At 72.0% G+C, this 26189-nt stretch carries 26 protein-coding genes and 1 pseudogene; 8 read left to right on the top strand and 19 right to left on the bottom strand.

Annotated elements, in window-relative coordinates:
* The first annotated feature begins 34 nt into the window (after positions 1-34).
* The gene (locus RKD23_RS02570) at positions 35-493 is read left to right on the top strand and encodes a MaoC family dehydratase (RefSeq protein WP_424852073.1); all 459 of its coding nucleotides are present in this window, start codon (positions 35-37) and stop codon (positions 491-493) included.
* 24 nt (positions 494-517) lie between these two features.
* On the opposite strand, the pseudogene RKD23_RS02575 reads toward RKD23_RS02570, so the two are convergent.
* The 9 genes and pseudogenes from RKD23_RS02575 to RKD23_RS02615 all read right to left on the bottom strand — a co-directional run bounded on the left by RKD23_RS02575 (position 518) and on the right by RKD23_RS02615 (position 9505).
* A pseudogene (locus RKD23_RS02575) lies at positions 518-1061 on the bottom strand (ATP-binding protein).
* 51 nt (positions 1062-1112) lie between these two features.
* A complete protein-coding gene (locus tag RKD23_RS02580; RefSeq protein WP_424852074.1) occupies positions 1113-2141 on the bottom strand; it encodes an aldo/keto reductase in 1029 nt (342 codons plus the stop codon).
* Entirely contained in the window at positions 2138-3112 is a 975-nt protein-coding gene (locus RKD23_RS02585; RefSeq protein ID WP_424852075.1) for a Gfo/Idh/MocA family oxidoreductase, read from the bottom strand. The genes RKD23_RS02580 and RKD23_RS02585 overlap by 4 nt, the downstream gene beginning before the upstream one ends.
* Position 3113: 1 nt before the next feature.
* Positions 3114-4421, bottom strand: coding sequence for a protocatechuate 4,5-dioxygenase subunit alpha (ligA, locus tag RKD23_RS02590; RefSeq protein ID WP_424852076.1), 1308 nt, complete (start codon positions 4419-4421; stop codon positions 3114-3116).
* 24 nt (positions 4422-4445) lie between these two features.
* Positions 4446-5363, bottom strand: a complete 918-nt coding sequence (locus tag RKD23_RS02595) for an amidohydrolase family protein (RefSeq protein WP_424852077.1) — start codon at positions 5361-5363, stop codon at positions 4446-4448.
* A 2-nt stretch (positions 5364-5365) separates the two neighbouring features.
* Positions 5366-6055: a 4-carboxy-4-hydroxy-2-oxoadipate aldolase/oxaloacetate decarboxylase gene (gene ligK, locus RKD23_RS02600; protein ID WP_424852078.1), complete on the bottom strand. Its 690-nt coding sequence runs from the start codon at positions 6053-6055 to the stop codon at positions 5366-5368.
* 16 nt (positions 6056-6071) lie between these two features.
* Positions 6072-7109, bottom strand: coding sequence for an amidohydrolase family protein (locus RKD23_RS02605; RefSeq protein WP_424852079.1), 1038 nt, complete (start codon positions 7107-7109; stop codon positions 6072-6074).
* 310 nt (positions 7110-7419) lie between these two features.
* Complete coding sequence (locus tag RKD23_RS02610; protein WP_424852080.1) at positions 7420-8631, bottom strand: 4-hydroxybenzoate 3-monooxygenase; 1212 nt, start codon at positions 8629-8631, stop codon at positions 7420-7422.
* A 106-nt stretch (positions 8632-8737) separates the two neighbouring features.
* A complete protein-coding gene (locus tag RKD23_RS02615; RefSeq protein WP_424852081.1) occupies positions 8738-9505 on the bottom strand; it encodes an IclR family transcriptional regulator in 768 nt (255 codons plus the stop codon).
* Between the two features lie 189 nt (positions 9506-9694).
* Between RKD23_RS02615 and RKD23_RS02620 the strand changes: the two genes are divergently transcribed.
* Entirely contained in the window at positions 9695-10783 is a 1089-nt protein-coding gene (locus tag RKD23_RS02620) for a hypothetical protein (protein ID WP_424852082.1), read from the top strand.
* A 46-nt stretch (positions 10784-10829) separates the two neighbouring features.
* On the opposite strand, the gene RKD23_RS02625 is transcribed toward RKD23_RS02620, so the two are convergent.
* Complete coding sequence (locus tag RKD23_RS02625) at positions 10830-11216, bottom strand: HGxxPAAW family protein (RefSeq protein ID WP_424852083.1); 387 nt, start codon at positions 11214-11216, stop codon at positions 10830-10832.
* 163 nt (positions 11217-11379) lie between these two features.
* Here RKD23_RS02625 and RKD23_RS02630 point away from each other — a divergent pair, with 163 nt between their 5' ends.
* Positions 11380-11820, top strand: coding sequence for a MarR family transcriptional regulator (locus tag RKD23_RS02630; protein ID WP_424858146.1), 441 nt, complete (start codon positions 11380-11382; stop codon positions 11818-11820).
* A 43-nt stretch (positions 11821-11863) separates the two neighbouring features.
* Here RKD23_RS02630 and RKD23_RS02635 read toward each other — a convergent pair whose 3' ends face one another.
* Positions 11864-12187, bottom strand: a complete 324-nt coding sequence (locus RKD23_RS02635) for an antibiotic biosynthesis monooxygenase (protein ID WP_424852084.1) — start codon at positions 12185-12187, stop codon at positions 11864-11866.
* Positions 12184-12684: a GtrA family protein gene (locus RKD23_RS02640; protein WP_424852085.1), complete on the bottom strand. Its 501-nt coding sequence runs from the start codon at positions 12682-12684 to the stop codon at positions 12184-12186. Before RKD23_RS02640 ends, RKD23_RS02635 begins: the two co-directional genes overlap by 4 nt.
* Positions 12685-12965: 281 nt before the next feature.
* Between RKD23_RS02640 and RKD23_RS02645 the strand changes: the two genes are divergently transcribed.
* Positions 12966-14045, top strand: coding sequence for a fatty acid desaturase family protein (locus RKD23_RS02645; RefSeq protein ID WP_424852086.1), 1080 nt, complete (start codon positions 12966-12968; stop codon positions 14043-14045).
* Positions 14046-14074: 29 nt separating this feature from the next.
* Here RKD23_RS02645 and RKD23_RS02650 read toward each other — a convergent pair whose 3' ends face one another.
* Positions 14075-14695 (bottom strand): LysE family translocator, encoded by a 621-nt coding sequence (locus RKD23_RS02650; RefSeq protein WP_424852087.1) that lies wholly within the window; start codon positions 14693-14695, stop codon positions 14075-14077.
* Positions 14689-15861, bottom strand: a complete 1173-nt coding sequence (locus RKD23_RS02655; protein WP_424852088.1) for a diaminopropionate ammonia-lyase — start codon at positions 15859-15861, stop codon at positions 14689-14691. The genes RKD23_RS02650 and RKD23_RS02655 overlap by 7 nt, the downstream gene beginning before the upstream one ends.
* Positions 15862-15977: 116 nt before the next feature.
* Here RKD23_RS02655 and RKD23_RS02660 point away from each other — a divergent pair, with 116 nt between their 5' ends.
* Positions 15978-16895 (top strand): LysR family transcriptional regulator, encoded by a 918-nt coding sequence (locus tag RKD23_RS02660; protein WP_424852089.1) that lies wholly within the window; start codon positions 15978-15980, stop codon positions 16893-16895.
* Positions 16896-18292: 1397 nt separating this feature from the next.
* On the opposite strand, the gene RKD23_RS02665 is transcribed toward RKD23_RS02660, so the two are convergent.
* The 3 genes from RKD23_RS02665 to RKD23_RS02675 form a co-directional block, all read right to left on the bottom strand.
* Positions 18293-19573, bottom strand: coding sequence for an alpha/beta hydrolase family protein (locus tag RKD23_RS02665; RefSeq protein ID WP_424852090.1), 1281 nt, complete (start codon positions 19571-19573; stop codon positions 18293-18295).
* A 141-nt stretch (positions 19574-19714) separates the two neighbouring features.
* A complete protein-coding gene (locus RKD23_RS02670; protein WP_424852091.1) occupies positions 19715-20329 on the bottom strand; it encodes a dihydrofolate reductase family protein in 615 nt (204 codons plus the stop codon).
* A 30-nt stretch (positions 20330-20359) separates the two neighbouring features.
* On the bottom strand, positions 20360-21211 hold the full coding sequence (locus RKD23_RS02675) for a dienelactone hydrolase family protein (protein ID WP_424852092.1): 852 nt from the start codon (positions 21209-21211) through the stop codon (positions 20360-20362).
* Positions 21212-21308: 97 nt separating this feature from the next.
* Here RKD23_RS02675 and RKD23_RS02680 point away from each other — a divergent pair, with 97 nt between their 5' ends.
* Positions 21309-22286: a GlxA family transcriptional regulator gene (locus RKD23_RS02680; RefSeq protein ID WP_424852093.1), complete on the top strand. Its 978-nt coding sequence runs from the start codon at positions 21309-21311 to the stop codon at positions 22284-22286.
* A 35-nt stretch (positions 22287-22321) separates the two neighbouring features.
* Here the strand turns inward: RKD23_RS02680 and RKD23_RS02685 are convergent, their stop codons facing one another.
* Positions 22322-23239 (bottom strand): ADP-ribosylglycohydrolase family protein, encoded by a 918-nt coding sequence (locus RKD23_RS02685; protein ID WP_424852094.1) that lies wholly within the window; start codon positions 23237-23239, stop codon positions 22322-22324.
* Positions 23240-23435: 196 nt separating this feature from the next.
* On the opposite strand from RKD23_RS02685, the gene RKD23_RS02690 reads away from it, so the two are divergent.
* The gene (locus RKD23_RS02690; RefSeq protein WP_424852095.1) at positions 23436-24086 is read left to right on the top strand and encodes a DUF4360 domain-containing protein; all 651 of its coding nucleotides are present in this window, start codon (positions 23436-23438) and stop codon (positions 24084-24086) included.
* A gap of 70 nt (positions 24087-24156) precedes the next feature.
* The gene (locus RKD23_RS02695; RefSeq protein WP_424852096.1) at positions 24157-25665 is read left to right on the top strand and encodes a TerD family protein; all 1509 of its coding nucleotides are present in this window, start codon (positions 24157-24159) and stop codon (positions 25663-25665) included.
* A 67-nt stretch (positions 25666-25732) separates the two neighbouring features.
* Here the strand turns inward: RKD23_RS02695 and RKD23_RS02700 are convergent, their stop codons facing one another.
* A complete protein-coding gene (locus RKD23_RS02700) occupies positions 25733-25972 on the bottom strand; it encodes a hypothetical protein (protein ID WP_424852097.1) in 240 nt (79 codons plus the stop codon).
* Positions 25973-26189: the final 217 nt, after the last annotated feature.

The following is a 26189-nucleotide window of genomic DNA, read 5'->3' on the forward strand; positions in this document are numbered from 1 at the left end:
ACGATCGCTGCCTGTCCCCTCGAAAGGAACCCTCATGCCCACCGTCGCCCACGGCCTCGACGGCCTCAAGTCCCTCAGCGGTGCCGACCTCGGCCGCACCGAGTGGCGGGAGATCACCCAGGACCGGGTGAACACCTTCGCCGACGCCACCGACGACCACCAGTGGATCCACACGGACCCGGAGAAGGCCAAGGACGGGCCCTTCGGCGGCCCCATCGCCCATGGCTACCTCACGCTCTCCCTCATCATCCCGCTCTTCGGCGAGCTGCTCGGCATCACCGGCACGCGGATGAGCGTCAACTACGGCCTGGACAAGGTCCGTTTCCCCAGCCCCGTCCCCGTCGGCGCGAAGATCCGCCTCCACGGCGTCGTCGGCACGGTGGAGGAGGTCAAGGGCAACGGCGTGCAGATGCCCCTGACGTTCACCGTCGAGGTCGAGGGCAGCGACAAGCCGGCCTGCGTGGCCGAGGCCGTCTACCGCCACTATGCCTGACGGCAGTCAGCAGCTGAGGCACCGTCACCTGTCGGGGGCGGTGCCTCGGCTCTTGACCGCCTCTGCGATCTTCAGGGCCGCCTCGGCGGGCGTGAGGTGCGTGGTGTCGACGACCTCGGCCTCGGCGTGCAGCCACGTGCGGGCGGCCTCGGCGTAGGGCTCGAGGTACTGGAGACGGAAGGAAGAGGGACCCATGACGGTGTCCCCCCTCGATGCGAGCGCGGAGGGTGTCCTGGTCGGCGTGGAGGACGAAGTGCCGTACCGGGATGCCGTGTTCGGCGAGGCCCGTGCTGATCTCCCGCCAGTACTCCTCGATCAGGACGGTCATGGGCATCACCAGGGTGCCACCGGTGTAGTCGAGCACGTGGCGCGCGGTCTCCACCACGAGCGGCCGCCACGGCGGCCAGTGCTGGAAGTTACCCGTCCAGGGCAGCGCCGGCTTGATGTCCATGAGTGTCTCGCCGACCTTCTCGGCGTCGAACACCCGTGAATCCGCGAGCAGTTGCTGCACCAGCGCACTCGTCGTCGTCTTGCCCGCGCCATGGGTGCCGTTGAGCCATACGATCATGCCCCTGACGCTAGCGGCCGTGAGGGCCTGGGACAGGGGCACGGCTGGAAATCAGCCCGCACGGCCGCAGCGTTCGGTGTCGATCTCGGTGAGGGTGGCCTCGTGGTAGCGGGCTCCGTGGACGGTGGTGGCGTTCAGCACCCGTCCTGCCGCGTCGAGAACCTCGCCCGGTACGTCGACGTCCAAGGTCGCCAGGTTCTCCCGCAGGTGGGCGGCCGACCGGGTCCCGGGAAGGGCGATCACGTGGGGGCCGCGGGAGAGGACCCAGGCCAGCGCCAGCTGCGGAAGGGTGAGGCCGGCGGCCACGGCGATGCGGTCCAGCTCATGCCGCAGCGCCAGGTTGGCCGGGTAGTGGCGGGCGTCGAAGCGGGGCATGGCCCGGCGGATGTCCCCCGCGGGAAGGGCGTCGAGGTTCGGGGGTGACGAGGTGAGGAAGCCGCGGGCCAAGGGGCTGAACGCCACGAGAGCGACGCCGAGTTCGCGGGACGCCGCCAGGGTGCCCTCCTCGGGATTGCGTGACCAGAGGCTGTACTCGTTCTGCAGCGCGGCGATCGGATGCACGGCGTGCGCCCGGCGCAGCGTCCGGGCGGACACCTCGGACAGACCGAGGGCCCGCACCTTCCCGGCCGCGACGAGCTCGGCCATCGCCCCGACGCTCTCCTCGACGGGGACCTGCCGGTCGAGGCGGTGCAGGTAGTACAGGTCGATGACGTCGGTGCGCAGCCGGGCCAGCGCCTCGTCGGCCGTACGCCGGATCGTCTCCGGCCGGCCGTCGATGACGCGCTTGCCGTCGACCCCGGTCATCCCGCACTTGCTGGCCAGCACGATCCGGTCCCGGTGGCCGGCGAGCACCCGGCCGAGCAGCTCCTCGTTGGCGCCGAAGCCGTAGAGGGCGGCCGTGTCGAAGAACGTGACGCCCTCCTCCACCGCCGTAAGGAGCAGTCGCCCGGCCGCATCCGGCGCCGGCGGGACGCCGTAGGCGTGGCTGAGGTTCATGCAGCCCAGGCCGATCGCCGGTACCTCGAACGGCCCGATCCGGCGCGGCGGCCGGCCCGGACCGGCCGCCGGTGCCGTGCTCACGCGCCCGACGCAGCGTGGAGCTGCTTCTCGAGGTCGGCCAGTGTCCGGTAGCAGGGCATCACCTGGGCGATGGAGGAGTTCGGCTCGCGGCCTTCCCGGATGGCGGCGACGAACTCGCGGTCCTGCAGTTCGATGCCGTCCATCGAGACATCGACTCCGCTCACGTCGATCGGCTCGTCCTTGCCGGTGACCAGGTCGTCGTACCGGGCGATGTAGGTGCCGGTGTCGCCGATGTAGCGGAAGAAGGTGCCGAGCGGGCCGTCGTTGTTGAAGGACAGCGACAGGGTGCAGATGGCGCCGTTCTCCGCGCGCAGCTGGATGGACATGTCCATCGCGATGCCGAGCTCGGGGTGGATCGGGCCCTGGAGGGCGTTGGCCTGCACGATGGGCGAGCCGGTCTGGTGGGCGAAGAGGTCGACGGTGTGCGCGGCGTGGTGCCACAGCAGGTGGTCGGTCCAGGAGCGGGGCCGGCCGAGGGCGTTGAGGTTGGTGCGGCGGAAGAAGTAGGTCTGCACGTCCATCTGCTGGATGCGGTAGTCGCCGGCCTGGATCCGCCGCCGTACCCACTGGTGGCTGGGGTTGAAGCGCCGCGTGTGTCCCACCATCGCGACCAGGCCGGTGCGCTGCTGTGCCGCCAGGCACGCCTCGGCGTCGGCGAGGGAGGCGGCCAGGGGGATCTCGACCTGGACGTGCTTGCCCGCTTCGAGGCAGGCCAGGGTCTGCGCTGCGTGCATCGGCGTGGGGGTGGCGAGGACGACGGCGTCGATGTCGTCCATCGCCAGCACCTCCTCCAGGGTCGCGACGCCGCGGCCGACGCCCTGTTCCGCGGCGAACTTCCGCGCGCTGTCGAGGTCGCCGCTCACGACGGCCGCGACCTCGACGCCCTCGATCCGCTTGAGCGCGGCGGCGTGCTTGGCGCCGAAGGCGCCGCCTCCGGCCAGGGCGATGCGGACGGTCTGCTGGTCAGTCATGTCACTCCTTCACGGCGGGTTCCGGGTCCCGCGGCTGGTTCTCCAGGATCAGATGTCCGACGGCCGTGTTGGACGCCGGCACATGGTAGAAGCGGTGCTTGACCTCGATCTCCCCCGAGCCGTCGAGGTCGCTCAGCGCCCCGCGGGCGATCAGCCACATCACCAGCTCGATGCCCTCCGAGCCCGCCTCCTCGACGTACTCCAGGTGCGGCACCTGCGCCAGACCGGCCGGGTCCTCGATCAGCCGGTCGAGGAAGGCGTTGTCCCATGCGCGGTTGATGAGGCCGGCGCGCGGGCCCTGCAGCTGGTGGCTCATGCCGCCGGTCCCCCACACCTGGACCTTGAGCGGTTTGTCGTAGGACTCGATCGCTCTGCGCAGCGCCCGGCCGAGGTGGAAGCACCGGGCGCCCGAGGGCACGGGGTACTGCACCACGTTGACGTGGAACGGGATGACCTTGCACGGCCACTTCTCGACGTCCCCGAACATCAGCGACAGCGGGACGGTCAGACCGTGGTCGACGGCCATCTCGTTGACGAGGGTGAGGTCGAAGTCGTCCCTGATGAGCGAGTGCGCGATGTGCGCGGCCAGGTCGGGGTCGCCCTCGATGCCGGGGACGGGCCGGGGCCCGTAGCCCTCGTCGGCGGCGGGGTAGGCGGCGCCGGTGCCGAGCACGAAGGTCGGGATCAGCGACAGGTCGAAGGACGTGGCGTGGTCGTTGTAGACCAGGAAGATCACATCGGGGAGGTTCTCCTTCTCCCACTCCTTGGAGAACTCGTACCCCTCGAAGACCGGCCGCCAGTACGGTTCTTCGGTCTTGTCGTGGTCCATCGCCGCACCGATCGCCGGTACGTGCGAGGTGAAGACCGCGCCGGTGATCGTGGCGTGCTCGGCCGGCGGTGCCGGGTCGGCGTACGCCGCTTCGAGTACGGCGTGGTCGATGCGGTTGCCCTCGACGGAGCGGCCGCCGCCGGCCATCATGGCGCGGTACTCCTGCTCGGTCATACCGGTCATCGAGCCCGCCATCTGCTGGAACGACAGCCCCAGCGTGGCACCCCACTTGGCGAGGAAGTAGATGTTGCCGCCCTCACGCATGGCGGCGTTGAGGTCGCGGTCGAGCAGCGCCCGCTTCTGCTCCTCCCGCAGCGGCCACGCGTCCAGGTAGGCCCGCTCGTCGGCGAGGTAGAGCGCGCGGTTCTCCGCGGTCATCAGCGACATGCAGAACTGGTTGAGGTGATAGCCCTTGGCGGACTGCTCGGCGTCGAAGACGGTCGTCCCGGGGACGAGTTTGTAGGTCTTGTCCAGTGACATGGTGGAACTCCGATCGGGAGGCGGTCAGCGGACGTCCGGCCAGTACAGGCGCATCGGGTTGGTGACGAGGAGCTTCTGTCGCAGCTCGGGGGTCGGCGCGATGTGCGGGACGAAGTCGACGAGCAGGCCGTCGTCGGGCATGTGGGCGGTGAGGTTCGGGTGCGGCCAGTCGGTGCCCCACAGCACCCGGTCGGGGAACTCCTGGACCACGCGCCGGGCGAACGGCACCACGTCGCGGTAGGCGTGCTGTTCGCCGTCGAGGGCCGGTGGACCGCTCGCCGACAGCCGCTCCGGGCAGGTCACCTTGCACCAGATGTCCGGCCTGGCCCGCAGGAAGTCCAGGAACGCCTCAAACTCCGGGCCGTGCGGGTCCTTGGTGACATCGGGCCGGCCCATGTGGTCGACGACCAGCGGCAGCGGGATCGACAGGAGGAAGTCGCGCAGGCCGGCGAGGTCGGCCGCCTCGAAGTAGACGACGACGTGCCATCCGTACGGCGCGATCCGCTCGACGACGTCCCACAGGTCCTGCCGCGGTGCCGCGTCGACGAGCCGCTTGACGAAGTTGAACCGCACGCCGCGGACTCCGGCCTCGTGCAGTTCTTTCACCTGGGTGTCCGAGATCCCCGGCCGCACGGTCGCGACTCCCCTGGCCAGGCCGCCCGAGGCCCGCAGGGCGTCGAGCATGGCGCTGTTGTCGGCGCCGTGGCAGGTCGCCTGGACGACGACGTTGCGGGCGAAGCCCAAGTGGTCGCGCAGCGCGAAGAGTTGCTCCCTGGACGCGTCGCAGGGGGTGTACTTCCGCTCGGGGGCGTACGGGAACTCCGCGCCCGGACCGAAGACATGGCAGTGCGCGTCGACCGCGCCCTCGGGCACCTGGAAGCGGGGCCGGCTCGGATCGGCGTACCAGTCCAGCCAGCCGGGAGTCTTCTCGAAGTCCGTCATCGTCAGTCCTCGTAGCGCAGGCCGAGCTCGGCCAGCGGGCCGCGCATGCCGTACAGGTCCAGGCCGAGCTCGCCCGCGCGGAACCGCGCGCGCTTGCCCTCCTCGTTGGCCTCGCGCCCGGCCGCCGCCTCGGCGACCTCGGCGGCCCGCTCGCGGGGCACCACCACGACACCGTCGCGGTCCGCAACGACGACGTCGCCGGGCCTGACCAGGGCGTTGGCGCACACCACCGGTACGTTGACCGAGCCGAGGGTGGCCTTCACCGTGCCCTTGGCGTGGACGGCCCGGGCGAAGACCGGGAAGTCCATCTCCTCCAGCTCGGCAGCGTCCCGCACACCGCCGTCGATGACCAGGCCCCCGCATCCCCGGGCGCGGAACGAGGTGGCGAGCAGTTCGCCGAAGAACCCGTCCTCGCTCTCGGTCGTGCAGGCCGCGACCACGACGTCGCCCTCCTGGATCTGCTCGGCGGCGACATGGAGCATCCAGTTGTCGCCGGGCTGCAGCAGGACGGTCACCGCCGTGCCGCACAGGCGGGCCTTCGGGTGGACGGGGCGCAGGTAGGGGCGCATCAGGCCCACCCGGCCCATGGCCTCGTGGATCGTCGCCACACCGAACGCCGACAGGGCGGCCACGGCCTCGGGGTCGGCGCGGATGATCGACGTATGGACGACACCGATCTCGGCGTGCTCCATGGTTGTTCTCCTGGGGTCAGTGGCGTACGGCGCCGAGGCGGGCGGCGAGTCGGTCGGCGAGTCGGGGGTAGACGCGCAGGGCGTTGTCGCAGTAGACGGCGGCTCGCTGCTCGTCGGAGAGGTTCGCGGTGGCCTCGACGTACCGCTTGGTGTCGTCGAAGTGGTGGCCGCTGCTCGGGTCGATGTCCCGGACCGCGCCGATCATCTCGCTGGCGAACAGCAGGGAGCGGCTGGGGATCACCTGGGTGAGCAGGTCGATGCCGGGCTGGTGGTAGACGCAGGTGTCGAAGAAGACGTTGTCCAGCAGCGTCTCGGGGTCCGGCCGGCCCAGCGCCATGGCCAGGCCGCGGAACCGGCCCCAGTGGTAGGGCACCGCGCCGCCGCCGTGCGGGATCACGAACCGCAGCGTCGGGAAGTCGGCGAACAGGTCGCCCTGGAGCAGCTGCATGAACGCCGTGGTGTCGGCGTTGAGGTAGTGCGCGCCGGTGGTGTGGAAGGCCGGGTTGCAGGATGTGCTGACGTGGATCATCGCCGGGATGTCGTACTCGGCCATCGCCTCGTAGACCGGGTACCAGCTGCGGTCGGTCAGCGGCGGTGCGGTCCAACTGCCGCCGGACGGGTCGGGGTTGAGGTTGATCGTCACCGCGCCGAGTTCCTCGACCGCACGGCGCAGCTCGGGCAGACAGGTCGCGGGGTCGACACCCGGGGACTGCGGCAGCATCGCGCCCATCGCGAAGCGGTCGGGGTAGAGCGTGCTGACGCGGTGGACCAGGTCGTTGCAGATCCGCGCCCACGCCGAGGAGACCGCGAAGTCACCGATGTGGTGGGCCATGAAGCTGGCCCTCGGCGAGAAGACGGTCAGGTCGCTGCCGCGCTCGTCCATGAGCCGCAGCTGGTTGTCCTCCACGGCCTGACGAAGTTCGTCGTCCGTGATGACCAGGTCGTCCGGATCGGGCGCGTCCTCGGGGTTGCCGACCGCCGCCACCTGGCGGTCCCGCCACTGTGCCAACTGGGGCGGTGCGGTGGTGAAATGCCCGTGGCAGTCGATGATCATGTGTTCTCTCCTGGTGGGTCGCCGTCGTCGGTGGCGGAGCTGGTGGGTCGCGGCGGTCCCTCGCGGGGCCTGGTGGTTCGACGGGGTCGGGGCGGGAGTTGTGGGTTCGTGGGGGTACGCCGTGTGGGCTGGTGGTTCGCGGGGCCAGTTCGGGAGCTGGTGGCTCGCGGGTGTCCGGCTGCGGGAGTCAGTGGGTTCGCCGGCAGTCCGCCACGGAGGCCCGCCGCAGGAGCCTGGTGGCTCGCCAGGAGCCCCCGCCGAAGCCGGTGAACGCGCCGAACGTTTCCACCGAAGCCGCCCCACCCCGAGGTCAGCCCCGAGACCCCACAGGCCACCCCGTGTACTGCTCGGACAGATAGGTGCGCCCGGCGCGCGTGCCCACCACGTTGTCCAGTTCGCCCAGTTGGCGTCTCAGGTCGAACGGTGTGCTGCCGGGCGCGGTGTGCAGTAGTTGGGTCATCCAGTAGGAGAAGTTCTGGGCCCGCCAGATCCGCTGGAGGGCGCGCGGCTGGTAGTCGTCCAGCGCGGCCTCGCCCGCACTGCCGAGCGCGCGCAGCAGCACGTCGGCGAGGACCTTCACGTCGTGCAGCGCGAGGTTGAGGCCTCGGGCGCCGGTCGGCGGCACGGTGTGCGCGGCGTCGCCGGCGAGCGTCATCGCGCCCCAGCGCATCGGCTCCTGGACGAACGAGCGGAACCTCAGCACGGTCTTCTCCAGGACCGGCCCCTCCTTGAGCCGGAAGCCGTCCTGCCCGGCCACCCTGGCCTGCAGCGTCTCCCAGATGCGGTCGTCCGGCCAGGCGTCGGCGGACTCGTCGGGGCCGCACTGGAAGTACATCCGCTGTACCGTCTCGGTGCGCTGGCTGATCAGCGCGAACCCGTGCTCGGAGTGGGCGTAGATCAGTTCGGGCCCGCTCATCGGTGCCTCGGCCAGGATGCCGAACCACGCGAAGGGGTACTCCTTGCCGTAGCGCACGCGCCGGTCCTCGGGCACCAGATCGCGGCACATGCTGCGCGACCCGTCGGCGCCGACGACGTACCGTGCCCGTATCTCGTGGCGGGTTCCGTCGGGCGCGGTCCAGCGGACTCGGGGACGGCCGGTGGTGATGTCGAGGACCTCGGTGTCCTTGACGCCGAAGTGGACCGTGCCGCCGTCCCGGTCCCGGGCGTCGGCCAGGTCGATGAACACGTCGGTCTGCGGGTAGAGCCACACCGATGCGCCCACCAGCTGCTTGAAATGGATGCGGTGCGGCCGGCCGCCGAACCGCAGCTCGATGCCCTCGTGTTCATGGCCGTCGCGCAGGACCCGGTCGCAGACGCCGGTCTCGACCAGGTCCCGCGCCGCGTCGGCCTCCAGGATGCCGGCCCGCTGCGTCGTCTCGATCTCCCGCCGGGTGCGGGTGTCGAGCACGATCGTCTCGACTCCCGCCCGCCCGAGCAGGTGCGCCAGCATCAGGCCGGCGGGACCGGCACCGATGACGGCGACGGGAACCGAGGCAACAGTGTCGACGGCGGCGTCGGCCATGGGCATCTCCTGAGCAGGTGCGAACCTTCCGGACACCCCGAACGTTGGCACCCGGCACCCGCGCCGGTCGCCGCTGTTTCCGTCAGGCGGAAGCCCGCACGAGAGGTCAGGCTGTCGTACGCGTACGCCGGCCGAGCTCGTCGGAGATCGCGTACGCGGCCCTCAGCAGCGGCTCGCGCAGCCCGCGGGCACGACTCGCGCCACGTGCGGCCACGACGATCCCGAGCGCGGCGCTGACCGGCCCGGTCCGGCCGATGCGCACGGGGGCGGCCACCGCGACGGTGTTCTCCGAGAGTTGCCGGTCGCTGACGAAGACCCGTTCGCGGCGGATGCGGTCCAGCTGGGTGCGCAGTGTCTTCGGGTCGGTGACGGTGTGCGGGGTCCAGGCGCGCAGCGGGGACTGGAGGACCTCCTCCTGGAGGTCCCGCGGCGCGTGCGCCAGCAGCACCCGGCCCATTCCGGTGGAGCCGATGGGGAAGCGGGAGCCGACCATCGTCAGCAGCTCCACCGAGCGATGGCCGGCGATCCGCTCGACGAAGACGAGCTCGGTGCCCTCGCGCACGGCGAGCTGGATGTTCTCGTGGGTCGCCTCGTACAGGTCCTGCATGAACGGCAGCGCCACATCCCGCAGGATCCGGGTGCGGGGGCACCCGGAGGCGATCTCCCAGAGCCTCAGTCCTACGTGCCACGACCCGTCCTCGTCGCGCTCCAGCACTCCCCAGCCCGCCAGCTCCGCGACGACCCGGTGCGCGGTGCTCAGTGCCAGGCCCGTGCGCTGAGCGATCTCCGACAGCGTCTGCGACGGGTGCTCACGATCGAAGGCCGAGAGGACCTGAAGGACTTTGCCTGCCGCCGTGCTCCGGGTTGTGCTCACGCGGCCAGTCTGGCAGACCGGCCGGCGGCTCCCCTGGCCACGTCGGGCCTCGTGGGCGCTCCGGCGGCACCGGGGTGCGGGGCGTCCCCGGGCGTGCCAGCATCGAGACAGGAGCGTCCGGCGGCCCGCTGCGCCGTTGCCGCCGTCCGGAAGCCGGGCCCGAGTCCGGCCGAATCCCGGGAGCCGCGCATGGGACTCTTTCCCGATGCCAAGCCCGAACTGATCGACCCCGATCCCGATCTCCAGCTGGCCTTCGACGCCGCGATGGCGGCCTTCGGACAGGGGCTGGAGAAGACGCCGATCGTCCTGGTGGCTCTGTCGGACATCGAGCCGCACGATTTCGCGGGCCAGTTGGTCGAGGAGGTGCACTACTCGGCGAGCCTGTTGAAGGCCACCGCGATGTGGGCCGCGTTCGAACTCCGCCGGGCCGCCAACGAGTTCGTCTCGACCGCCGGTCCGGCTCCTGCCGACACCATCGCGCTGTTGCGCGACACCTTCCGCAGCGAGATCGACGAGAACCGTGTCGCGCAGCTCGACGGCAAGAACCTCGAGGGCTTCCTGCTGCCCCGGTGGGACAAGGTGTTCCAGGTGCTGCCCGATGCCACGGTCAACTTCACGTCCGGCTTCTTCGGGAAGCTGTTCGACGCGATCGTCGACGGCAGCAACAGCGCGGCGGGCGAGGTGGTCCACGGGCTGGGCTTCGGCTATCTCACGAAGGCCGCCGCCACGGCCGGGTTCTTCGACGACGGCGCCGTCGACCCACCGCAGACCGCGGACGGGATGTGGCTGTGCGGCGACTTCGGCAACGGCTTCCCGCCCCAGCGCATCCCGTGCGTCAACGACACGCCGGTGGCCCAGGCGACGTCCGCCTTCCAGATGGCCCGGCTGTTCACCTTCCTGGCCGCCGGTCCCGGTGCGGCGGCCGCACCGGGTGTCGACCCGGGCCAGGCCCCCGACCCCGAGAACACCCCGCTGGTCGACGCCTCGTCCGACGAGGCCATGCTCAAGCTCTTGTTCAACGCCGTGAACGTGCCCCGGCTGCACCTGTTCCTCAACCGGGACACCTCGGTGCAGTTCGTCACCTTCCAGTCGAAGATCGGCCTGGGGCCCCTGAACAACGGCACCAACGTGGCCTCGGAGGCGGCGATCATCAAGGAGGCCACGGCCGGCCGGCGCTTCGTCGCGGTGTTCCAGAACCGGACGTTCGTGAACGACGCCTCGATCGTCCCGGTCTCCCAGGTCATCGACGCGACCATCGCCAACTTCCTCTTCCCCTGACGACTTTCCCTGACGACTTTCCCTGACGGCTGCCTCTGACGACGTTTCACGCCGAGGTCGACGCCGTGACCGGGTGCTCGGCGCCGCCGGACTCCGCCGCACCGGCGGGGTGAGCGCGAGGCACGCCCCGCCGCCCCGCCAGGCGGCACCCCAGGCAGTCCGGGTGCCCCGCCCTCGCGCCGGTGTCCCGCACGCGCCAGTCCCACTGCCCGGCCGGGCGCGGCCCGCTCGGCTTGCCCCAGCCCGCCAGGTGGAGCGCCCAGGCGGTCAGGAGCGCCAGGACGAGCACGCCGGCCCCGGCGCACACGAGCGGACCCGAGGTCATGATCACGCCGAGGCCGCACAGCGCGGACCCCAGGGTCGCCACGGCCACGCCGCTCCAGCCGGCGACCGTGTGCCCCATGTCGTACGCGTCGTCTCCGTGGATGAACATGATCGGGCTCCTCGAGAGCTGTGAAGATGAGGGGACGGCGACGGCCGCGAGCCGCCGCCGGAGACAATTTATCTCACGAGCTAAGTAACTTAGATGCTAAGGGGAATTTGTGGAGCACCGCAAGGCGCGCCCGGCCGCGACGGGCGACCAGGCGCTCTACGCCATGGACCGGATGATCGCGACGGCGCAGTTCGGCCAGCAGGACATCGCGCGCAGGCTCGGCCTCAACGTCACGGACCTCACCTGCCTGGGCTTCCTCATCGAGGCCTCCATGGCCGGCGAGAACCTGGTCGCAGGTGACCTGGCGGAGCGGGCGAGGCTGACGACCGGGGCGGTGACCGGCGTACTGAACCGGCTGGAGAAGGCCGGCTACATCCGCCGCGCCCCGGACCCGGGCGACCGCCGACGCGTGGTCGTGGTGATGGAGGAAACGGCCCAGGCACGCATCCTGGCGGTCTACGGCCCCGTGTACGAGCGCCTGGGCGCCCTCTTCGCCGACTACGAGGACGAGGAGATCGCCGTGCTGACGGACTGGTTCACGCGCGCCCGGGGGCTGCTGGAGGAGGCGCTGCACGAGATCCGGGAACAGTCGCCGGGCTCGTAGGGACAGAACGGCCGCGGCTGCGCGAGCGGCGCCAGAGGGCGGCTCAGCCGGGCTGCTCGCGGCGGTCGAGCACCTCGTAGTGCGTCGATCGCCTGTCGAAGTCCAGGAGCACCGCCCGAGCCGCCGCGGGCACGTGCGCGGTCTCGTAGTCCTCTCCCATGAACGCCCGCACGGAGTCGATCGCGTCGAACCACATCAGGGTCATGAACTCGACGTCGTCCACCCGCTCACGGCGGACGAGGTCGATCGACAGGAAGCCGGGAATGTGCCGCGCCTCGATCCCCGGAATCACCTGTCCCCGGACGATGCGCTCGTACGCGTCGGCGTTCTCCTTCGTGCTCCAGCCCCGCCACAGACGACAGATCATGCGCCGAGTGTAGGCGCGCCGTCCGGGCCGGACCAGGCGGGAAAGGCCCGCTTCGGCAGCGCCCTGCGCTCCGCCGTCCGCGGTCGCGGGGCGCGCTGCGCGAACACGGCCAGGCGCAGCACGAGATAGCGGCCGATCCCGACGAGCGCGGTGGCCGTCAGGTACACCGCCTGTTGGGGGACGAGACCGGCGTCGGGGCGCAGTGCGGCCAGCGCGGCGACCGCCGCGGAGGTGACCAGCCAGCCCGCGGCGATGGTGGCCCCGCTCTTCAGGTGCCCGGCCAGGCCGGGCCGTCCGTGGCGGAACGAGACGCGGGCGTGCAGCTCGGTGGTGACGACGGAGGAAGCCACGGTGGTCAGGGCGTTCGCCGCCACCCACGGCATCCACTGCGCGAGCACGACCAGTGTCGCCGACGCGGCCAGGGTGACCCCGCAGCCGAGGGCGGCGAACCGCCCGAAGGCCGCCATGTGGTGGCGGATCAGCTGCGGACCCTGCATGGTGTTCCCCTCCCGGGCCGCGGCTCCCTCGTCCGGAGCCGGCGTCGTCGTATGCCGCGGAGCGTGCCCGGCGGACGGTTCAGCGCGGCTTCAACGGGTTTTCAGGAGGGCGGGGTCGGTGAAACCGCCGCTGGTGGACGACGGCCCGGCCGGGTGGCAAGGGGGCAGGGCCCACCGCCCGATGGGGGTCAGCACCCCGAGCCGCCGTGGGGGTAGGCCCCCGTACGGGACGGGGACTGGCAGGCTGTTCCGGCCGGGCGGGGGTGCGGAGACTCGAGGGTATGACCATCTCTCAGCAGACCGTGGTGGCGGTCGCGGCGCCCGCCGCCCGATCCCGTACCTCCGACTCCCGAGCCGGCAGTGACTTCGCGCGGCTGTCCCGTCGTATCGCCGAGGCAGGACTGATGAGGCGCCGGCCCGGCTACTACACGGCGCGGCTCGGTCTGGTGATCGGGCTGACCGTGGCCGCCTGGGGAATGTTCCTCGCGCTCGGCGACAGCTGGTGGCAGTTGGCGGTGGCCGCCTTCCTGGCCCTGATGTTCGGGCAGATCGCCTTGGTGGCCCATGATCTGGCGCACCGTCAGGTGTTCGGGGGCGCGCGGACGAGCGCGACGTGGGGCCGGCTCTTCGGCAATCTCGGCATCGGCATGAGCTACGGCTGGTGGATGAACAAGCACACCCGCCATCACGCCAACCCCAACCACGAGGAACTCGACCCGGACGTCGCCCCGGACATCCTGGTGTGGTCCACCGAGCAGGCGCGCGACAGCCGAGGCCTGGCCCGTTTCATCGGCGGCCACCAGGCGTGGCTGTTCTTCCCGTTGCTGACGCTGGAGGGCTTCAACCTGCACGTCGCGAGCCTGCGGGCGCTGCGCTCGCCGTCCGTGAAGAACCGGCCGCTGGAGGCCGCGCTCCTGCTGCTCCACCTCGCGGTGTATCTGTCCGCGCTGTTCCTGGTGCTCTCCCCCGGCAAGGCGGTGGCGTTCCTCGCCGTGCACCAGTGCCTCTTCGGCGTCTACCTCGGCTGCACCTTCGCACCGAACCACAAGGGCATGCCCACGTTCCGCGGCGACGAGCGGCCCGACTTCCTGCGCCGCCAGGTCCTCACCTCCCGCAACGTCCGCGGCGGCCGGCTCACCGATGTGCTGCTCGGCGGACTCAACTACCAGATCGAGCACCACCTGTTCCCGAGCATGCCCACCCCCCATCTGCGGCGCGCCCGGACCATCGTGCGGGCCTACTGCGCGGAGATCGGCGTGCCCTACCACGAGACCGGTCTCGTACGGTCCTACCGCGAGGCCCTCACCCACCTGCACCGCGTGGGAGAGCCGATCAGGCGCCGGCGCAGGGCAACGGCCTGACGTCGTACGGCGGTTGAGGCGCGGGTGGGTCAGCCGGCGGAGGTGGCGACCATGAGGCCGAAGCCGATGAGGACGACGCCCGTGGTCCGGCCGAGCGCGCGGCGGGCCCGCGGATGCTGGAGGACGTGTCCGGCCCTGGCCAGCAGGAGCACGTAACCGCTCAGCCAGGCAAGGGTGAGGACGGCATGGAGAAGGACCAGAAGCGTCATGGCCAGGGCCGCGGGCAGGCGGGGCGGGGCGAGCGTGGGCAGCAGGCCCGTGTAGAAGACGGCGATCTTCGGGTTGAGGACGTTGCTGACCAGGCCGGTCCGCCAGGGGCTGCCGGTGCTGGGGCGAACCTCGGAGTCGGCCGGGGCCTGGGCGGCACTGCGGTTCTGCCACAGTGCCTGTGCGCCCAGGAACACCAGGTAGCCGGCCCCGATCAGCTTGACCGCGAGGTAGGCCGCGGGCGACGCGGCGAGCACCGAGGCGAGTCCGGCGACGGTCAGCGCGCCCCAGAGCAGCAGCCCGGTCGCGATCCCGGCCACGGTCCGCAGCGCGTCCCCGGGGCCGGCCATGAGGGCCCGACGGGTCACCACCGCCATGTCCGGGCCGGGCACGATCGTCAGCAGGCCGAGGACGCCGAGCGCGGCGACGAGATGGGTCAGCACGCTGCCGGCCCCTTCCTGAGGGAGCCGACCGCACCGGTCCCGGTCGCCGCGTGCGGGTTGGCCGCCGCGCCCTCGGTGCTCAGCAGCACGACCACCGAGCCGGGTCCGAGACCCAATGCCGTACGGCGTTCCCCGGCGCCGGCGCCGGTGAGCGCTGCCCGCGCACCGGCGAGGGCCGCCGCCCCGCAGGGGCCCGCAGAGACACCGGCCGTGGCCAGATCACCCGCCGCGCGGGCGCTGTCGGTGTCCGTGACGGCGACCGCCGCGTCCAGCCCGCCGCGCAGATGAGGCCAGGCGATGCTGGACGGGGTGCCGCAGTTCAGCCCCGCCATCGTGGTCTCGCTGGTGCTGACGCTGACGGGTTCGCCGCGCATGAGGCTCGTGAGGACGCAGGGCGCGGCCTCGGGCTCCACCGCCAGCAGCGCGGGGGCGTGCCCGGAGGGGCGGCTGCGGTAGTGGGTGATCACGGCCTGGGCCAAGGAGCCGACCCCGACCGGTACGGCGACGAGGTCGGGGCCGTCGACGCACCCCGCGGCCGTCAGTTGCTCGTCGATCTCGGCGCAGAGGGTGGAGTAGCCCTCGACGATCCACCCCGGGATCCGCTCGTAGCCGGGCCAGGCGGTGTCCTGGAGCAGGATCGCGTCCGGCGCGGCAGCCGCCTCGGCCGCGCGGCGCACCGCCTCGTCGTACGAGCCCGGGACCTCGGTGACCTGCGCCCCCTCGGCGACGATGGCCGCCACGGCCTGGGGGTGCGGGCCCTGCGGGACGAAGACGTGGACGCGCTGCCCGAAACGGTGTGCCATCCGGGCCACGGCGCGGCCGTGGTTGCCGTCGGTGGCGGTCACCAAGGTGACCGGGCCGTCCCCCGCGCCGTCCCCCACGCCGTTCGCCGCCCGTTCGGCGAGGGCGCGGTGGATCGCCCAGGACGCGCCCAGCGCCTTGAACGCGGGCAGCCCCAGACGGCACGACTCGTCCTTGACGAAGACCCGGCCGACACCCAACTCGCCTGCGAGCGCCGGGACTTCGGTCAGCGGGGTGGGCGCATGGTCGGGCAGCGAGGCGTGGAAGGCCCGCACCTCGGCGGGGGGCGGTGGACACCGCCAGGCGCGGGCACCGGGTCGCGCGCACCACGGCAACGTACGGGAGGAGGAAGGGGTCTCGGGCATGCGATCAGGGTGCCCGCGCTTTCTATAATCGGTCCAGCGAACGTTTTCGACGGGTACCCATCAGGAAGAGCGACCATTGCCGGTCGCTTCGCGAGGGTGAGGAGAGCGGGCCGCCCATGTTCGATCTGCACCGACTGCGCCTGCTGCGGGAGCTCAAGCACCGCGGCACCCTGGCAGCCGTCGCCGCCGCCCTGTCCTACGCCCCCTCCTCCGTCTCCCAGCAGCTCTCCCAGTTGGAGGCCGAGGTCGGTGTCCCGCTGCTGGAACCGGTCGGACGGCGGGTGCGGCTGACCGAGCAGGCGGAGATCCTCGTCGCGCACACCGAAGCGGTCCTCGAACGGCTGGAGCGCGCGGAGGCGGACATCGCCGCCTCCCTGGCCGACCTGACCGGCACGCTGCGCATCGCCTCGTTCCAGACGGCCGCCCTGGCGCTGGTGCCGGCCGCGCTCGGTCTGCTGCGTGACCGGCACCCGCGTCTGCGCGTCCACCTCACGCAGATGGAGCCGGAAAGGGCCCTGCCCGCTCTCCAGGCCCGGGACTTCGACCTGGTCCTCGCCGAGGAGTACCCCGGCAACCCCAACCCGCGGTCCGCCGAACTCGAACAGGAGGACCTGCTCGACGACCCCCTGCACCTCGCGCTGCCGCAGCCGGTCGAGGCGGCCCCGACGGCCGCGCTGCGCTCGCTGGCGGACCACCCCTGGGTGATGGAACCCGAGGGCACGGCCGCACGGCACTGGGCCATGACCCTGTGCCGCAACGCCGGTTTCGAGCCCGACGTACGGTTCGAGACCACGGACCTCCTGCTCCACCTGCGCCTCGTCGAGCACAAGCAGGCCGCGGCCTTCCTGCCCGGCCTCGTCTGGAGGGGACAGCCCAGGACCGTGGCCCTGGCTCAGCTCCCCCGCGGGCAGCGCACCCGCCGCATCTTCACCGTCGTACGGCGTGGCCGCGGGCGGCACCCTGCCGTGCGGGCGTGCCGTGAGGCCCTGCTCGAGGCGGTCGCCCTGAGCGAGTCCCGGGCAGGTCGTCGGTGACCGTCAGCAAGCCTCTCCCAAGTGACGCAGGGCCTCTCGGAAGTCGTCGAGGGCGGGACCGAATTCGCCGACAGCGGCACGGAAAGTCGACCGGTCGACGAGGACCGCGGCCAGGAGCCGCGCTCCACGCCCCGGATCGTGCTCGTGCAACCGGCGGGCCAGACCGACTCCTTCGTCGAACAGGGGACTGACTCGCTCCGCGAACAGATGGGTGCGCTCCACCCAGTGGACGACCGAACGGACGGTGAGCACCCGCTGGACCCGGACCAGTTCGGCCAGGTGCCGGTCCGGATCCTCGTCGGCCCGCGCGGCGAGGGCGTCCACTTCCGCGCGGAGGGGGCGCGGCTGTCGACGTAGCGCCGCCTGACGTCGGGCGACCATTCCATGGGCGTGGCACCGAAGGGCGGACGTGGCTCTCCGGCGGCCGGTCGCTCGCTGTCGGCGCCGGAGCAGGAGAGCAGGACCGCCCAGAACGAAGCCTGGTAGCCGCTCCAGGACTTGCGCTCACCGGTGGCGTGCAGTCCGGTCAGGACGGCGAGCGCCTCCTGCCGCACGGCGGCGGCCTGTGAGCCCCGGCCGTAGGTGTCGAGCAACCGCGCGTACCCGATCAGCGAGTAGAGGTGGCAGACGATCGGGCCTCGGTCGCCGGCGGCCTCGTCCGCTTCCATGTCGACGAGTGTGCGGTACGCGGCGAGCGCTTCGTCGGGCCGGCCGGCGTCGTGGAGCGCGGCGATCCATTCCAGCAGTGACCAGGCGAGAGTGCCGTCACTTGGCCCGTCGGGGAGGATCGCCGCGACCCACTCGGTCAGGGCGTCGGCGGCCTCGGCGTACCGGCCCTCCTCGGAGCAGCCGGCCGCCCAGTCACGCAGTCCCCTGACCACCGGGCTGCCCGAACGCTCGGCCTGCGCACGTCCGATGGAGAGCATCTCGGCACGCAGGGCGAGCCCTTCGGCGCGCCGGCCCACGTCGTACAGCTCTCTTTGGCACGCGTCGAGCGCGCGGTACAGCAGGTCGGCTCGGGCGGGTTCGGCCGGGTCGACGGTCCGGGCCACGGCGACCGCCTCCTCGCACAGCGCCAGAGAGGCCGGATGCCGTCGGCCCAAGCGGGTGTCGTACGTCAGACTCAGGAGCGCCTTGACCAGCCGGGGCAGATAGGAGGCCGGGCTGACCCGGGCGAGTACCCGGTAGGCGTCGACCTCCTCCCGTGGGGTGCGGCGTCCCGAGGCGAGCAACACGTTCCGTGCCCGGATGATCGTGTCCTGATCGACTTTCCCCCTGTGATCCATAGCGAGGATTCTGGGCGCCCCGGGAAACGCCGGACAAGCCTTGCGGGCTGTGCCGTCCGTCCTACGCAAACGGCCTCTGACCTGTCATGATGGGTGTGTCTTCACTCCTCTTCACTCCCCCGCCCGGTCGATGAAGTCAACTTCCGGGAAGGCCGGTGAGGGGCCGTCGAAGAGGCCGTGGTCCGGGCGGTGCCGCAGGTGCGTGTCGAGGAAGGCACTGAGGTAGGCGCGCTGGACGCGCAGGCTGCGCGCGGAGGCCACCGTGCCGACGGCTTCGCGGAGCCTGTCCGGCGGCATCGCGCCCGCCGCCGCGATCCGGGGGAGCTCGGCCTGGAGATCCGTGTAGGAGTAGTGGCTCGCCGCGAGCATCTGGATGTTGCAGCGCCAGCCCCGCAGGTGCTGCCAGAACGTGGCGAGGGCCGGGTGGCGGCTGTTCCCCAGGATGCTGCTCATCAGCAGGAAGGGGCGGTCGAGACCGTCGTCGACGACGGTGCCCACGGATTCGGGGCCCGAGCCCGTCCCGCCGTCGAGGTTCGCTCCGGCGACGACCCGGTGGTCGTCGTGCATCACCTGCGCGGTGGTGGCCCCGCCGAGCGAGTGGCCGAACATGCCGATCGCGGTCAGGTCCAGGCTCCGGGCCAGCCGCGCCGGCAGCGGCCGCCGGGACGCGTCCGGGGTGCCGCCCGCGTTCAGCGCCTCCAGGCAGTCGAGGACGAACCGTACGTCGGCCACGCGCACGTCCACCAGCGCGCGCAGTCCCCGCGTCTCCGTCGCGGGCTGCTTGTCCTCCAGCCGGCCACCGGGGAACTCCACCGCGAGCGACTCGTGGGTGTGGTCCACGGCCACGACGACGTAGCCCCGGCTCGCGAGGTCCTCCGCCAGGACCGTGCCGAAGCCGCGCGGCACGTCCTTGCCCGGCGAGTACAGCACGACGGGCAGGCCGCCGCGCTGCCGCAGTACCGGCGCGCCGACGACGCTGTGCGTGGGGGTGGGCGCCCAGTCGACGGCGCCCGCCCGGATGGAGAACTCCTTCTCCGCCAGCGCCCCGAACCGCGCCGCCGTCCCGGCGGGCAACTGCGGTGCCACGCCCTTCCCGTGCCCCGGCCGGGCCGGGTACCAGAGGCTGACCATCAGCTCCCGCCTGCGCGTCGGCGACACCCAGGGGTCGCTGCGCGACGCGTCCACCAGATGCATCGACGTCGTACCGACGCTGTACGGTCCGGTGGGCGCGGGCAGGACCAGGGTGAGGGGCGCGCGGCCCCTCCCCGGGTGTCTGCGAGCCGTCGCCGCCCCCGCGGTGGTTGCGCCTACGGCGGGAGTCAGCAGCGCGAGGCCGAGCGCGCCGGCGACGCGGCGGCGCGTGGGGTTCCGGGACTGGTCGTTGTCGTCCATGGCTCGACGCTACGGACGGGCCCACGGGCCCCACATCGTTCCACGGGCGCGGCCGGCTCCCCCGCGCGGCGGAGCCGGCCGTCAGCCCTCCGCCGGGTATCGGATCGCGCTGTTCGTCGCCGACGTGACGTGACGAGGCGGTCAGTGGACGTCGTACGTCAGATGCGTCGCGGTAGTCGTCGCGATCACGGTCCGCTGGACCAGGGCGCGCGGCGTCCGACCGGTGAGCAGGGGTGTCCCGGTGCCCAGCACGACGGGTGCGAGGTGCAGCGACAGCGTGTCGACCAGCCCGGCGTCGAGCGCCGAGCCGACCGTGGCGCCGCCGCCCATCAGGACGACGTCGAGGTCTCTGCCACTGTCCGACGACGCCGCCTCGGCGCGCTCACGCGCGGCGGCGACGGCGTCGGCCAGGCCCGTGGTGACGAACGTCCAGTCGAGGTCGCCGAGCCGCACCGACTCCGGCGGTGAACTCGTCACCACGACGAACGCGGGCTTGCCCACCTCGCCGGCGCCGTAGCCGGTGGTGTCGTCCCAGCCGTGCGGCCCGTCGACCACGTCGAAGAGCCTGCGGCCGAGGACGACGGCCCCCGAGCGGGCCGTCGCCTCACGCAGGACCCGGCGGTCGTCCGGGTCGTCGGAGAACGCCCAAGTGTGCAGGGCCTCACCGCCCGTGCCCAGGCCGTTGTCCGGCCCGGGGTCGGGCCCGGTGACGTAGCCGTCGAGGGAGACCGAGATGTCGGCGACAATGCGAGTCATACCAGGGCAGACTCCGGCCGCCGCACAAACTCATCGCGGCTGCCGACGCTCACCGGGCGGTGCGACACGCCCCAGCCGTTGCGCCAGGAACGCGAGGATCTCGTCGCGGGCCCGCACCGTGGGGTGCCCCTCCTGGTCGACGAGGTGGGCCGTGACGACGCTGTGGGCGCAGCGGACGATGTCGCGGAAGAACGGAGGCGGGTCCGTGTTCGCGGCCTCGGCGGGCAGGACCCGGCCGTCGAAGGCGTCGCCGAGGAGTGCCCGGTAGGCCGCGAAGCGCCGGCCGGTGCACCACTTGTCGTTCTCGAAGCGGTAGGCGAGCACCGTCAGCCCGTCGCGTCGGACCCGATCGGCCACCGCGGCGGCGTCCTCGTCGTCCATCTCCAGCCCGGCGGGGTCGTCCAGCGGAAGGGACGGATGGTTCACCACCGGAGCGACGACGGCCGGTTCGAGGGCCATCGTCAGGGCGAAGTTCCCGGTGAAGCACAGCCCGACGGCGCCGACGCCGGGCCCGCCGCACTCCGCGTGCGCCAGCCGCGCCAGGCCGCGCAGCCACGTGACCACGGGGCTGGTGCCGCCGCCCGCGAACGCGCGGAACTCGGCGCTCACGCAGGCACGCCGCACCACGGTCTCGAACGCCTCGGCACGCGGATGGGCCCCGTCGACCCCGAACAGCGACGGCACGTACACACGAAAGCCCGCCTCCCTCGTCCAGCGGGCGAACCTGGCGACGTCGGGGCTGATGCCGGGCATCTCCGGCATGAGGACGACAGCCGGTCCCGTTCCGGTGACGTACACGCGTTTGGCGACGCCGTCCACCTCGACGGACCTGCGCTCGAAGTCGTCCAGTGGGTCGTCGTACTGCCCTTGCTCGGTTGTCATGACCGGCAGCTTGGCGGCAGGCTGTGCGCGTCGAGAACCGGCGATATCGCCGACTTCCCTGGCCATCTCGCCATACGTCGTCCAACGGGGGTGCGGCATGGGTCCGTTGCGGGTGAGCGTGCTGGCCTATCCCGGCTGCTTCGCGTCGGAGGTGTACGGCGTCCTGGACCTGCTCACGATGGCCGGACATGTCGCCGCCGCCCAGGGTGCGACCGAGCCGTCCTACGCGGCTTCGGTGGTCTCGCCGCGCCGGCGGGTCGTCGCGTCCGGCGGCTCCCCGCTCCACTGCTCGGCGCTCCGCCCGGCGGACGTGCTGATCGTCCCGGGGTTCGAGACGTCCCCCGGCGGGGACCTCGACGCCACGCTCGCGCGCCTGGCGCCCGAGACCGCCGCGATCCGGGAGCAGGCGGGATCGGGTGCCGCGGTGGTGTCGATCTGCGTCGGGGCCTTCCTGGTCGCGGAGGCCGGACTGCTCCAGGGCCGCGACGCGACGACGTCGTGGCTGTACGCGGACGGGTTCGCGCGCCGCTACCCCGACGTGCGCCTGCGACCCGAGCAACTGGTCGTGACCGACCGCGGCGTGACGACCACGGCCGCCTTCAGCGCCATGTACGACTTCGCCCTGCGCTTCGTCCGCGAGCACGACGGCCCGCGCGTCGCCCGCGGCACCGCCCGCATCGCCCTCCTCGACGAAACCCGGTCCACGCAGGCGCCGTACGTGGACACGGATCTGCTGCCGACCGTCGGGCACGGCTTCTCACGGGACGTCATGCGGCGCCTCGACCAGGACCTCGCCGCTCACTACGACCTGCCCGCCCTGTCCCGGGAGTTCGGCGTCAGCTCCCGGACGATGCTGCGGCGCTTCAAGGAGGAGACCGGCCGGACTCCCCTCTCCTACCTGCACATGGCGCGGGTGCGCCGGGCACGGCACCTGCTGGAGACGACCGACCGGACCGTCGCCGCCGTCGCCGCCGACGTCGGCTACCGCGATCCGGGCACGTTCACCCGCATCTTCGTCCGCCACACCGGCCGACGGCCGAGCGCCTACCGCAGCGCGTTCCGCCGCCGCGACTGACGCGACGCACCCCGCCCCTTGGGGCGAGGCATCGGTCACGCCGACGACGCCGCGACCGGGGGCAGCGGTTCGCGGGCCGCGTGCCAGGCGGCGGGGAGGGCGGCGACGCCGGTGCGGGCGGCGATCACCCCGCCCGCGATGGCGCAGGTGGTGTCGATGTCACCGCGCCCGGCGACCGTGCACCACAGGCCCTCGTGCAGATCGTCGAGGTGACCGGCCGCGCACCACAGGGCGTACGGGACCGTGTCGGGCCCCGACATCCGGTAGCCGGAGCCCAGGACCTCCGCCGCATGCCGGACCGAGGTGCGCTCCGGCATGCGGGCGGCCACCCGCAGCCCCGACCGGACGTCACTGTCGGGCAGCCGTTCGGCGACGGCCCGGAGGAAGTCCGGCCGTGCCGGGGCCGGGCCGCCCCGGCTGCGGGTGGCCAGCGCGGCGGCGAGGGCGACCGCGACCGCCCCTGCGACCGCCTCCGGGTGGTGGTGCGAGACCGCGCCCTGGCGGGCGGCCTGCTCGGCGACCGCGCCGAAGTCGCCGGCGTGCCAGGCTCCGAGCGGGGCGACGCGCATGGCCGCGCCGTTCCCCCAGGAGCCCTGGCCCCCGAACTGTCCCCCGACCACTTCCCGCCAGGGCTCCCCCGCACCGATCCGCCGGAGCACGTCATGCATCGAGGCGCCGTAGCCGCGGTACGTGTCGTCGGCGTACGCCTGCGCGAAGCGCAGGGCCAGGCGGTCCTGGTCGACGACACCGCCGCCCTCGACGAGTTCCCGGACGAGGACGACCGCCTGCGCGGTGTCGTCGCTCCACCGCCACAGCTGCTCGGGCGGCAGCGTCCGCGCTTCGAGCCAGGCCGAGCCGTCCCGGCGCAGGATGCCGAACCAGCGGTCGCCGAAGGCGTCACCGAAGGCGAGGCCGTGCAACGAATCCAGTACGGCGGCGGGCACGTTGATCATCGGAGCAGTATCTCAGCGCACGGTGTGAACGGGCCGGGGTGAATGGCCGGACTTCCCCCTGGGCGCGTTCCAGGCGGCTTTCTACGATGCGACCGCCCCGGCTCTTCACAGCAACTTCATTGATTCTTCACGGAATTGAGCTGAGGAGCAGCCGGGCGCATCCACCCCCCACCGATCCGAGCGAAGGGGAGAGACCATGACAGGTGGGCTGCTCCTGGGCGGCGCTGTCGCCGTTCTCGTCGCCAACGTCCTGCCGGCACACAACCCGTCCACCGGGTTCGTCGACCCGCCCCCGGACAAGATCGTCATCAACGTCGCCACCGTGAACGGCTCGGGCTGCCCCGCGGGTACCGCCGCCGTCGCCGTCTCCGAGGACAACACCGCCTTCACGGTGACCTACAGCGACTACCTCGCCCAGGCCGGAGGCAACTCCGACCCCACGGCGTTCCGCAAGAACTGCCAGCTGAACCTGATCGTCCACGTCCCGCAGGGCTTCACGTACGCCATCGCCAGCGCCGACTACCGCGGCTTCGCCTCGCTCCAGCCCGGCGCCACCGCCATCCAGCGGGCCTCGTACTACTTCCAGGGCTCGTCGCAGACAGCGTTCATCAACCACCCCTTCTCCGGCGCCTACAACGACAACTGGCAGGCCACGGACGTCACCGACTGGGCCCAGCTCGTCTGGGCGCCGTGCGGGGTCCAGCGCAACTTCAACATCAACACGGAGATCCGCGTCAACGCGGGCACGTCCGCGCCGGGCAGGGTCAGCTTCATGACGATGGACTCGACCGACGGCGACATCAACACCGTGTACCACATGGCATGGAAGGAGTGTCCGGGCAAGTGAAGGGAGAGGGCCGTTCGCCGAGCGGGCGGCCCTGCTCGGTTCCACGCTCGGCCGGTGTCAGGATGCCGGTATGACGATCATGCTCAAGGGGGCCAACGCCCCGCTGCCCAAGGGCCCGTTCCGTATCGCCGTGGCCCGCGAGGACCGGCCGGGCACTCCCCTGGTGGCCGCCGCGGCGGTGCTGCTGGACACGGCGGGCCGGGTCCGTGGGGAAGCCGATGTGGTGTGGGGGGACCGGCCCTCGCACCCCTCGGGCGCCGTACGGCATCTGGGCGGGGCGGCTCAGGGCGGGCTGCTCGTCCAGCGGCTCGAGGTGGACGAGGAGGCGGTGGAGGCCGCCGTGCAGCGGGTCCTGGTCGTCGTGTTCGCGGCGGGCGGGACGTTCGGCTCGGTCGCCGGGCTGTCCGTGGAGGTGACCGGTGCAGAGGGACGGCCGGTGGCGCGGTACGAGGTCGCGCACGCCGACGGGGAGAGCGCGCTGGTGCTCGGCGAGTGCTACCGCCGCGACGGGGCCTGGCGCTTCCGTGCCGTGGGTCAGGGATACAGCGCCGGACCGGCCGCGCTCGCCGCCGACCACGGCATACCCGCGCAGGCCCTCCCGACCGCACCGGTGCCGGGCCCGGCGATGACCGAGGTCCACAAGGAGGCGGCCCCGGCGCCGGGTGAGGCCACGGGTCCGGCCATGGGCGGCGAAACCCCGCCGCCGAAGTACGAGAAGACGCCCGCGCAGGAGCACCGCCGCACGCCGCAGCACGCCCGGCCCCTGGACACCGTCGTCCACGAGGGGCACGGCAAGCAGGAACTGACCCTGGTGAACCCCGAGCCCGGCCGGCCGGCGGTGGTGGAGTTCGAGCGGACCCGGGTGCCCGAGCCGCACAGCTGGTTCTGGCTCTGGCGGCTCGACGACAAGGGCGGGGTGGACGAGCTGAGCATCTTCTCCAGCACCAAGGACGCGCGGGGGCAGCTGCTGGTGTTCGCCAAGGGCGAGCCCGAGGTGCGGCTGAGGGTAGAGAGCTCGGGCGACTGGCGGCTGCGGGTCCTTCCGTTCGACTCGGTGCAGACCCTGACCAGGCACGCCGCAGGACGGGGACAGGCCGTACTGCGCTACGAGGGGCCGCCCGCCCTCCTCCGCGTCACCTGCGAAGGTCCCGAGAACATCATCAGCTACGTGCACACCGTCCACCCCGACGGCACCAGCGACCGGGCCGGGGAGATCGGCACCCTGCGGTCGATGACCGGCCCGCTCGCCGTGGGGCCCGAGGGCTGGTGCCACGTCGCCGTGAAGCTGGACCACGCGGCCTCCTGGAAGCTGCAGGTGCTGCCCCTGGACGACGTGCGCGAGGTGAAGCGGGAGCTGTCCGGCCACGGCTGGGAGCTGGTGCGGCTGACCGGCTCCGCCGCGAAGGTGAGGGTCCGCCTCGATTCCAAGGCCGGGTCCGACACCATCGTGCTGGCCACCGTGGACGCACACTTGCGCCCCCAGAAGCAGTTGTGCGCCAAGCCCGGCGTCTACATGGTCCCTCCCGGCCTGATCGCGGTCCGCACCCACGATAAGTGGAGTCTGAAGGTCCGCCGCTGACCGGGAGGCGCCGTCCGGGGCCCTTGTCGCGAGCCCCGGCGTCCTACTCGTGGCCCAAGTGGCCCGATCAGGCGAGGAACTTGGCGATCGTCGCCGTCTTCTTCTGGAGCTTCTCGGGGCTCACAGAGGCCAGCTCGCTGGCGATCCTGTCGGCGTGGTTCCTCAGCTGCGTCACCACGGTGGTGTCGGTGTCGCCCTCACCCGCCGTCCCGACCTCGGCGAGACGGGAGGCCTGGACACAGAGCTCGGCTCGCGGCTCCAGGATGGTCAGCAGGGCGTAGAACTTGGCGAGTTCCTCGGTGGTCATTCAGGGCTCCTTGGTTCGTAAGGGGACCGAGCGTCACACACCGTAGCAAGCTCGCGACTCTGTGTTGCGTTGGCTGGGCCGTACATCGACGGCGCTCGACCATGAGGGCGAGCGCCCCCGCCGCACTGCTTCACCTCTCACTGGCCCCTTTCAGTCAGTAGCTGGCCGACCGCCGCTGTGAAATTCTCTGAACGCCTTGGGGGGAAATAGCGGAGAT

Origin of the sequence: Streptomyces sp. SAI-170, from assembly GCF_049739565.1 — a bacterium.
Taxonomy (GTDB): Bacteria; Actinomycetota; Actinomycetes; order Streptomycetales; family Streptomycetaceae; genus Streptomyces.

Bases quoted from the DNA above. Each gene is read 5' to 3' on its own strand.
- RKD23_RS02690 (WP_424852095.1), top strand. From the start codon at position 23,436: ATGACAGGTGGGCTGCTCCTGGGCGGCGCTGTCGCCGTTCTCGTCGCC.
- RKD23_RS02700 (WP_424852097.1), bottom strand. From the start codon at position 25,972: ATGACCACCGAGGAACTCGCCAAGTTCTACGCCCTGCTGACCATCCTG.
- RKD23_RS02585 (WP_424852075.1), bottom strand. From the start codon at position 3,112: ATGACTGACCAGCAGACCGTCCGCATCGCCCTGGCCGGAGGCGGCGCC.
- RKD23_RS02570 (WP_424852073.1), top strand. From the start codon at position 35: ATGCCCACCGTCGCCCACGGCCTCGACGGCCTCAAGTCCCTCAGCGGT.
- RKD23_RS02660 (WP_424852089.1), top strand. From the start codon at position 15,978: ATGTTCGATCTGCACCGACTGCGCCTGCTGCGGGAGCTCAAGCACCGC.
- RKD23_RS02655 (WP_424852088.1), bottom strand. From the start codon at position 15,861: ATGCCCGAGACCCCTTCCTCCTCCCGTACGTTGCCGTGGTGCGCGCGA.
- RKD23_RS02625 (WP_424852083.1), bottom strand. From the start codon at position 11,216: ATGTTCATCCACGGAGACGACGCGTACGACATGGGGCACACGGTCGCC.
- RKD23_RS02675 (WP_424852092.1), bottom strand. From the start codon at position 21,211: ATGACAACCGAGCAAGGGCAGTACGACGACCCACTGGACGACTTCGAG.
- RKD23_RS02620 (WP_424852082.1), top strand. From the start codon at position 9,695: ATGGGACTCTTTCCCGATGCCAAGCCCGAACTGATCGACCCCGATCCC.
- RKD23_RS02595 (WP_424852077.1), bottom strand. From the start codon at position 5,363: ATGACGGACTTCGAGAAGACTCCCGGCTGGCTGGACTGGTACGCCGAT.
- ligK (WP_424852078.1), bottom strand. From the start codon at position 6,055: ATGGAGCACGCCGAGATCGGTGTCGTCCATACGTCGATCATCCGCGCC.
- RKD23_RS02645 (WP_424852086.1), top strand. From the start codon at position 12,966: ATGACCATCTCTCAGCAGACCGTGGTGGCGGTCGCGGCGCCCGCCGCC.
- RKD23_RS02685 (WP_424852094.1), bottom strand. From the start codon at position 23,239: ATGATCAACGTGCCCGCCGCCGTACTGGATTCGTTGCACGGCCTCGCC.
- RKD23_RS02630 (WP_424858146.1), top strand. From the start codon at position 11,380: ATGGACCGGATGATCGCGACGGCGCAGTTCGGCCAGCAGGACATCGCG.
- RKD23_RS02635 (WP_424852084.1), bottom strand. From the start codon at position 12,187: ATGATCTGTCGTCTGTGGCGGGGCTGGAGCACGAAGGAGAACGCCGAC.
- RKD23_RS02610 (WP_424852080.1), bottom strand. From the start codon at position 8,631: ATGGCCGACGCCGCCGTCGACACTGTTGCCTCGGTTCCCGTCGCCGTC.
- RKD23_RS02680 (WP_424852093.1), top strand. From the start codon at position 21,309: ATGGGTCCGTTGCGGGTGAGCGTGCTGGCCTATCCCGGCTGCTTCGCG.
- RKD23_RS02670 (WP_424852091.1), bottom strand. From the start codon at position 20,329: ATGACTCGCATTGTCGCCGACATCTCGGTCTCCCTCGACGGCTACGTC.
- RKD23_RS02640 (WP_424852085.1), bottom strand. From the start codon at position 12,684: ATGCAGGGTCCGCAGCTGATCCGCCACCACATGGCGGCCTTCGGGCGG.
- RKD23_RS02665 (WP_424852090.1), bottom strand. From the start codon at position 19,573: ATGGACGACAACGACCAGTCCCGGAACCCCACGCGCCGCCGCGTCGCC.
- ligA (WP_424852076.1), bottom strand. From the start codon at position 4,421: ATGTCACTGGACAAGACCTACAAACTCGTCCCCGGGACGACCGTCTTC.
- RKD23_RS02695 (WP_424852096.1), top strand. From the start codon at position 24,157: ATGACGATCATGCTCAAGGGGGCCAACGCCCCGCTGCCCAAGGGCCCG.
- RKD23_RS02605 (WP_424852079.1), bottom strand. From the start codon at position 7,109: ATGATCATCGACTGCCACGGGCATTTCACCACCGCACCGCCCCAGTTG.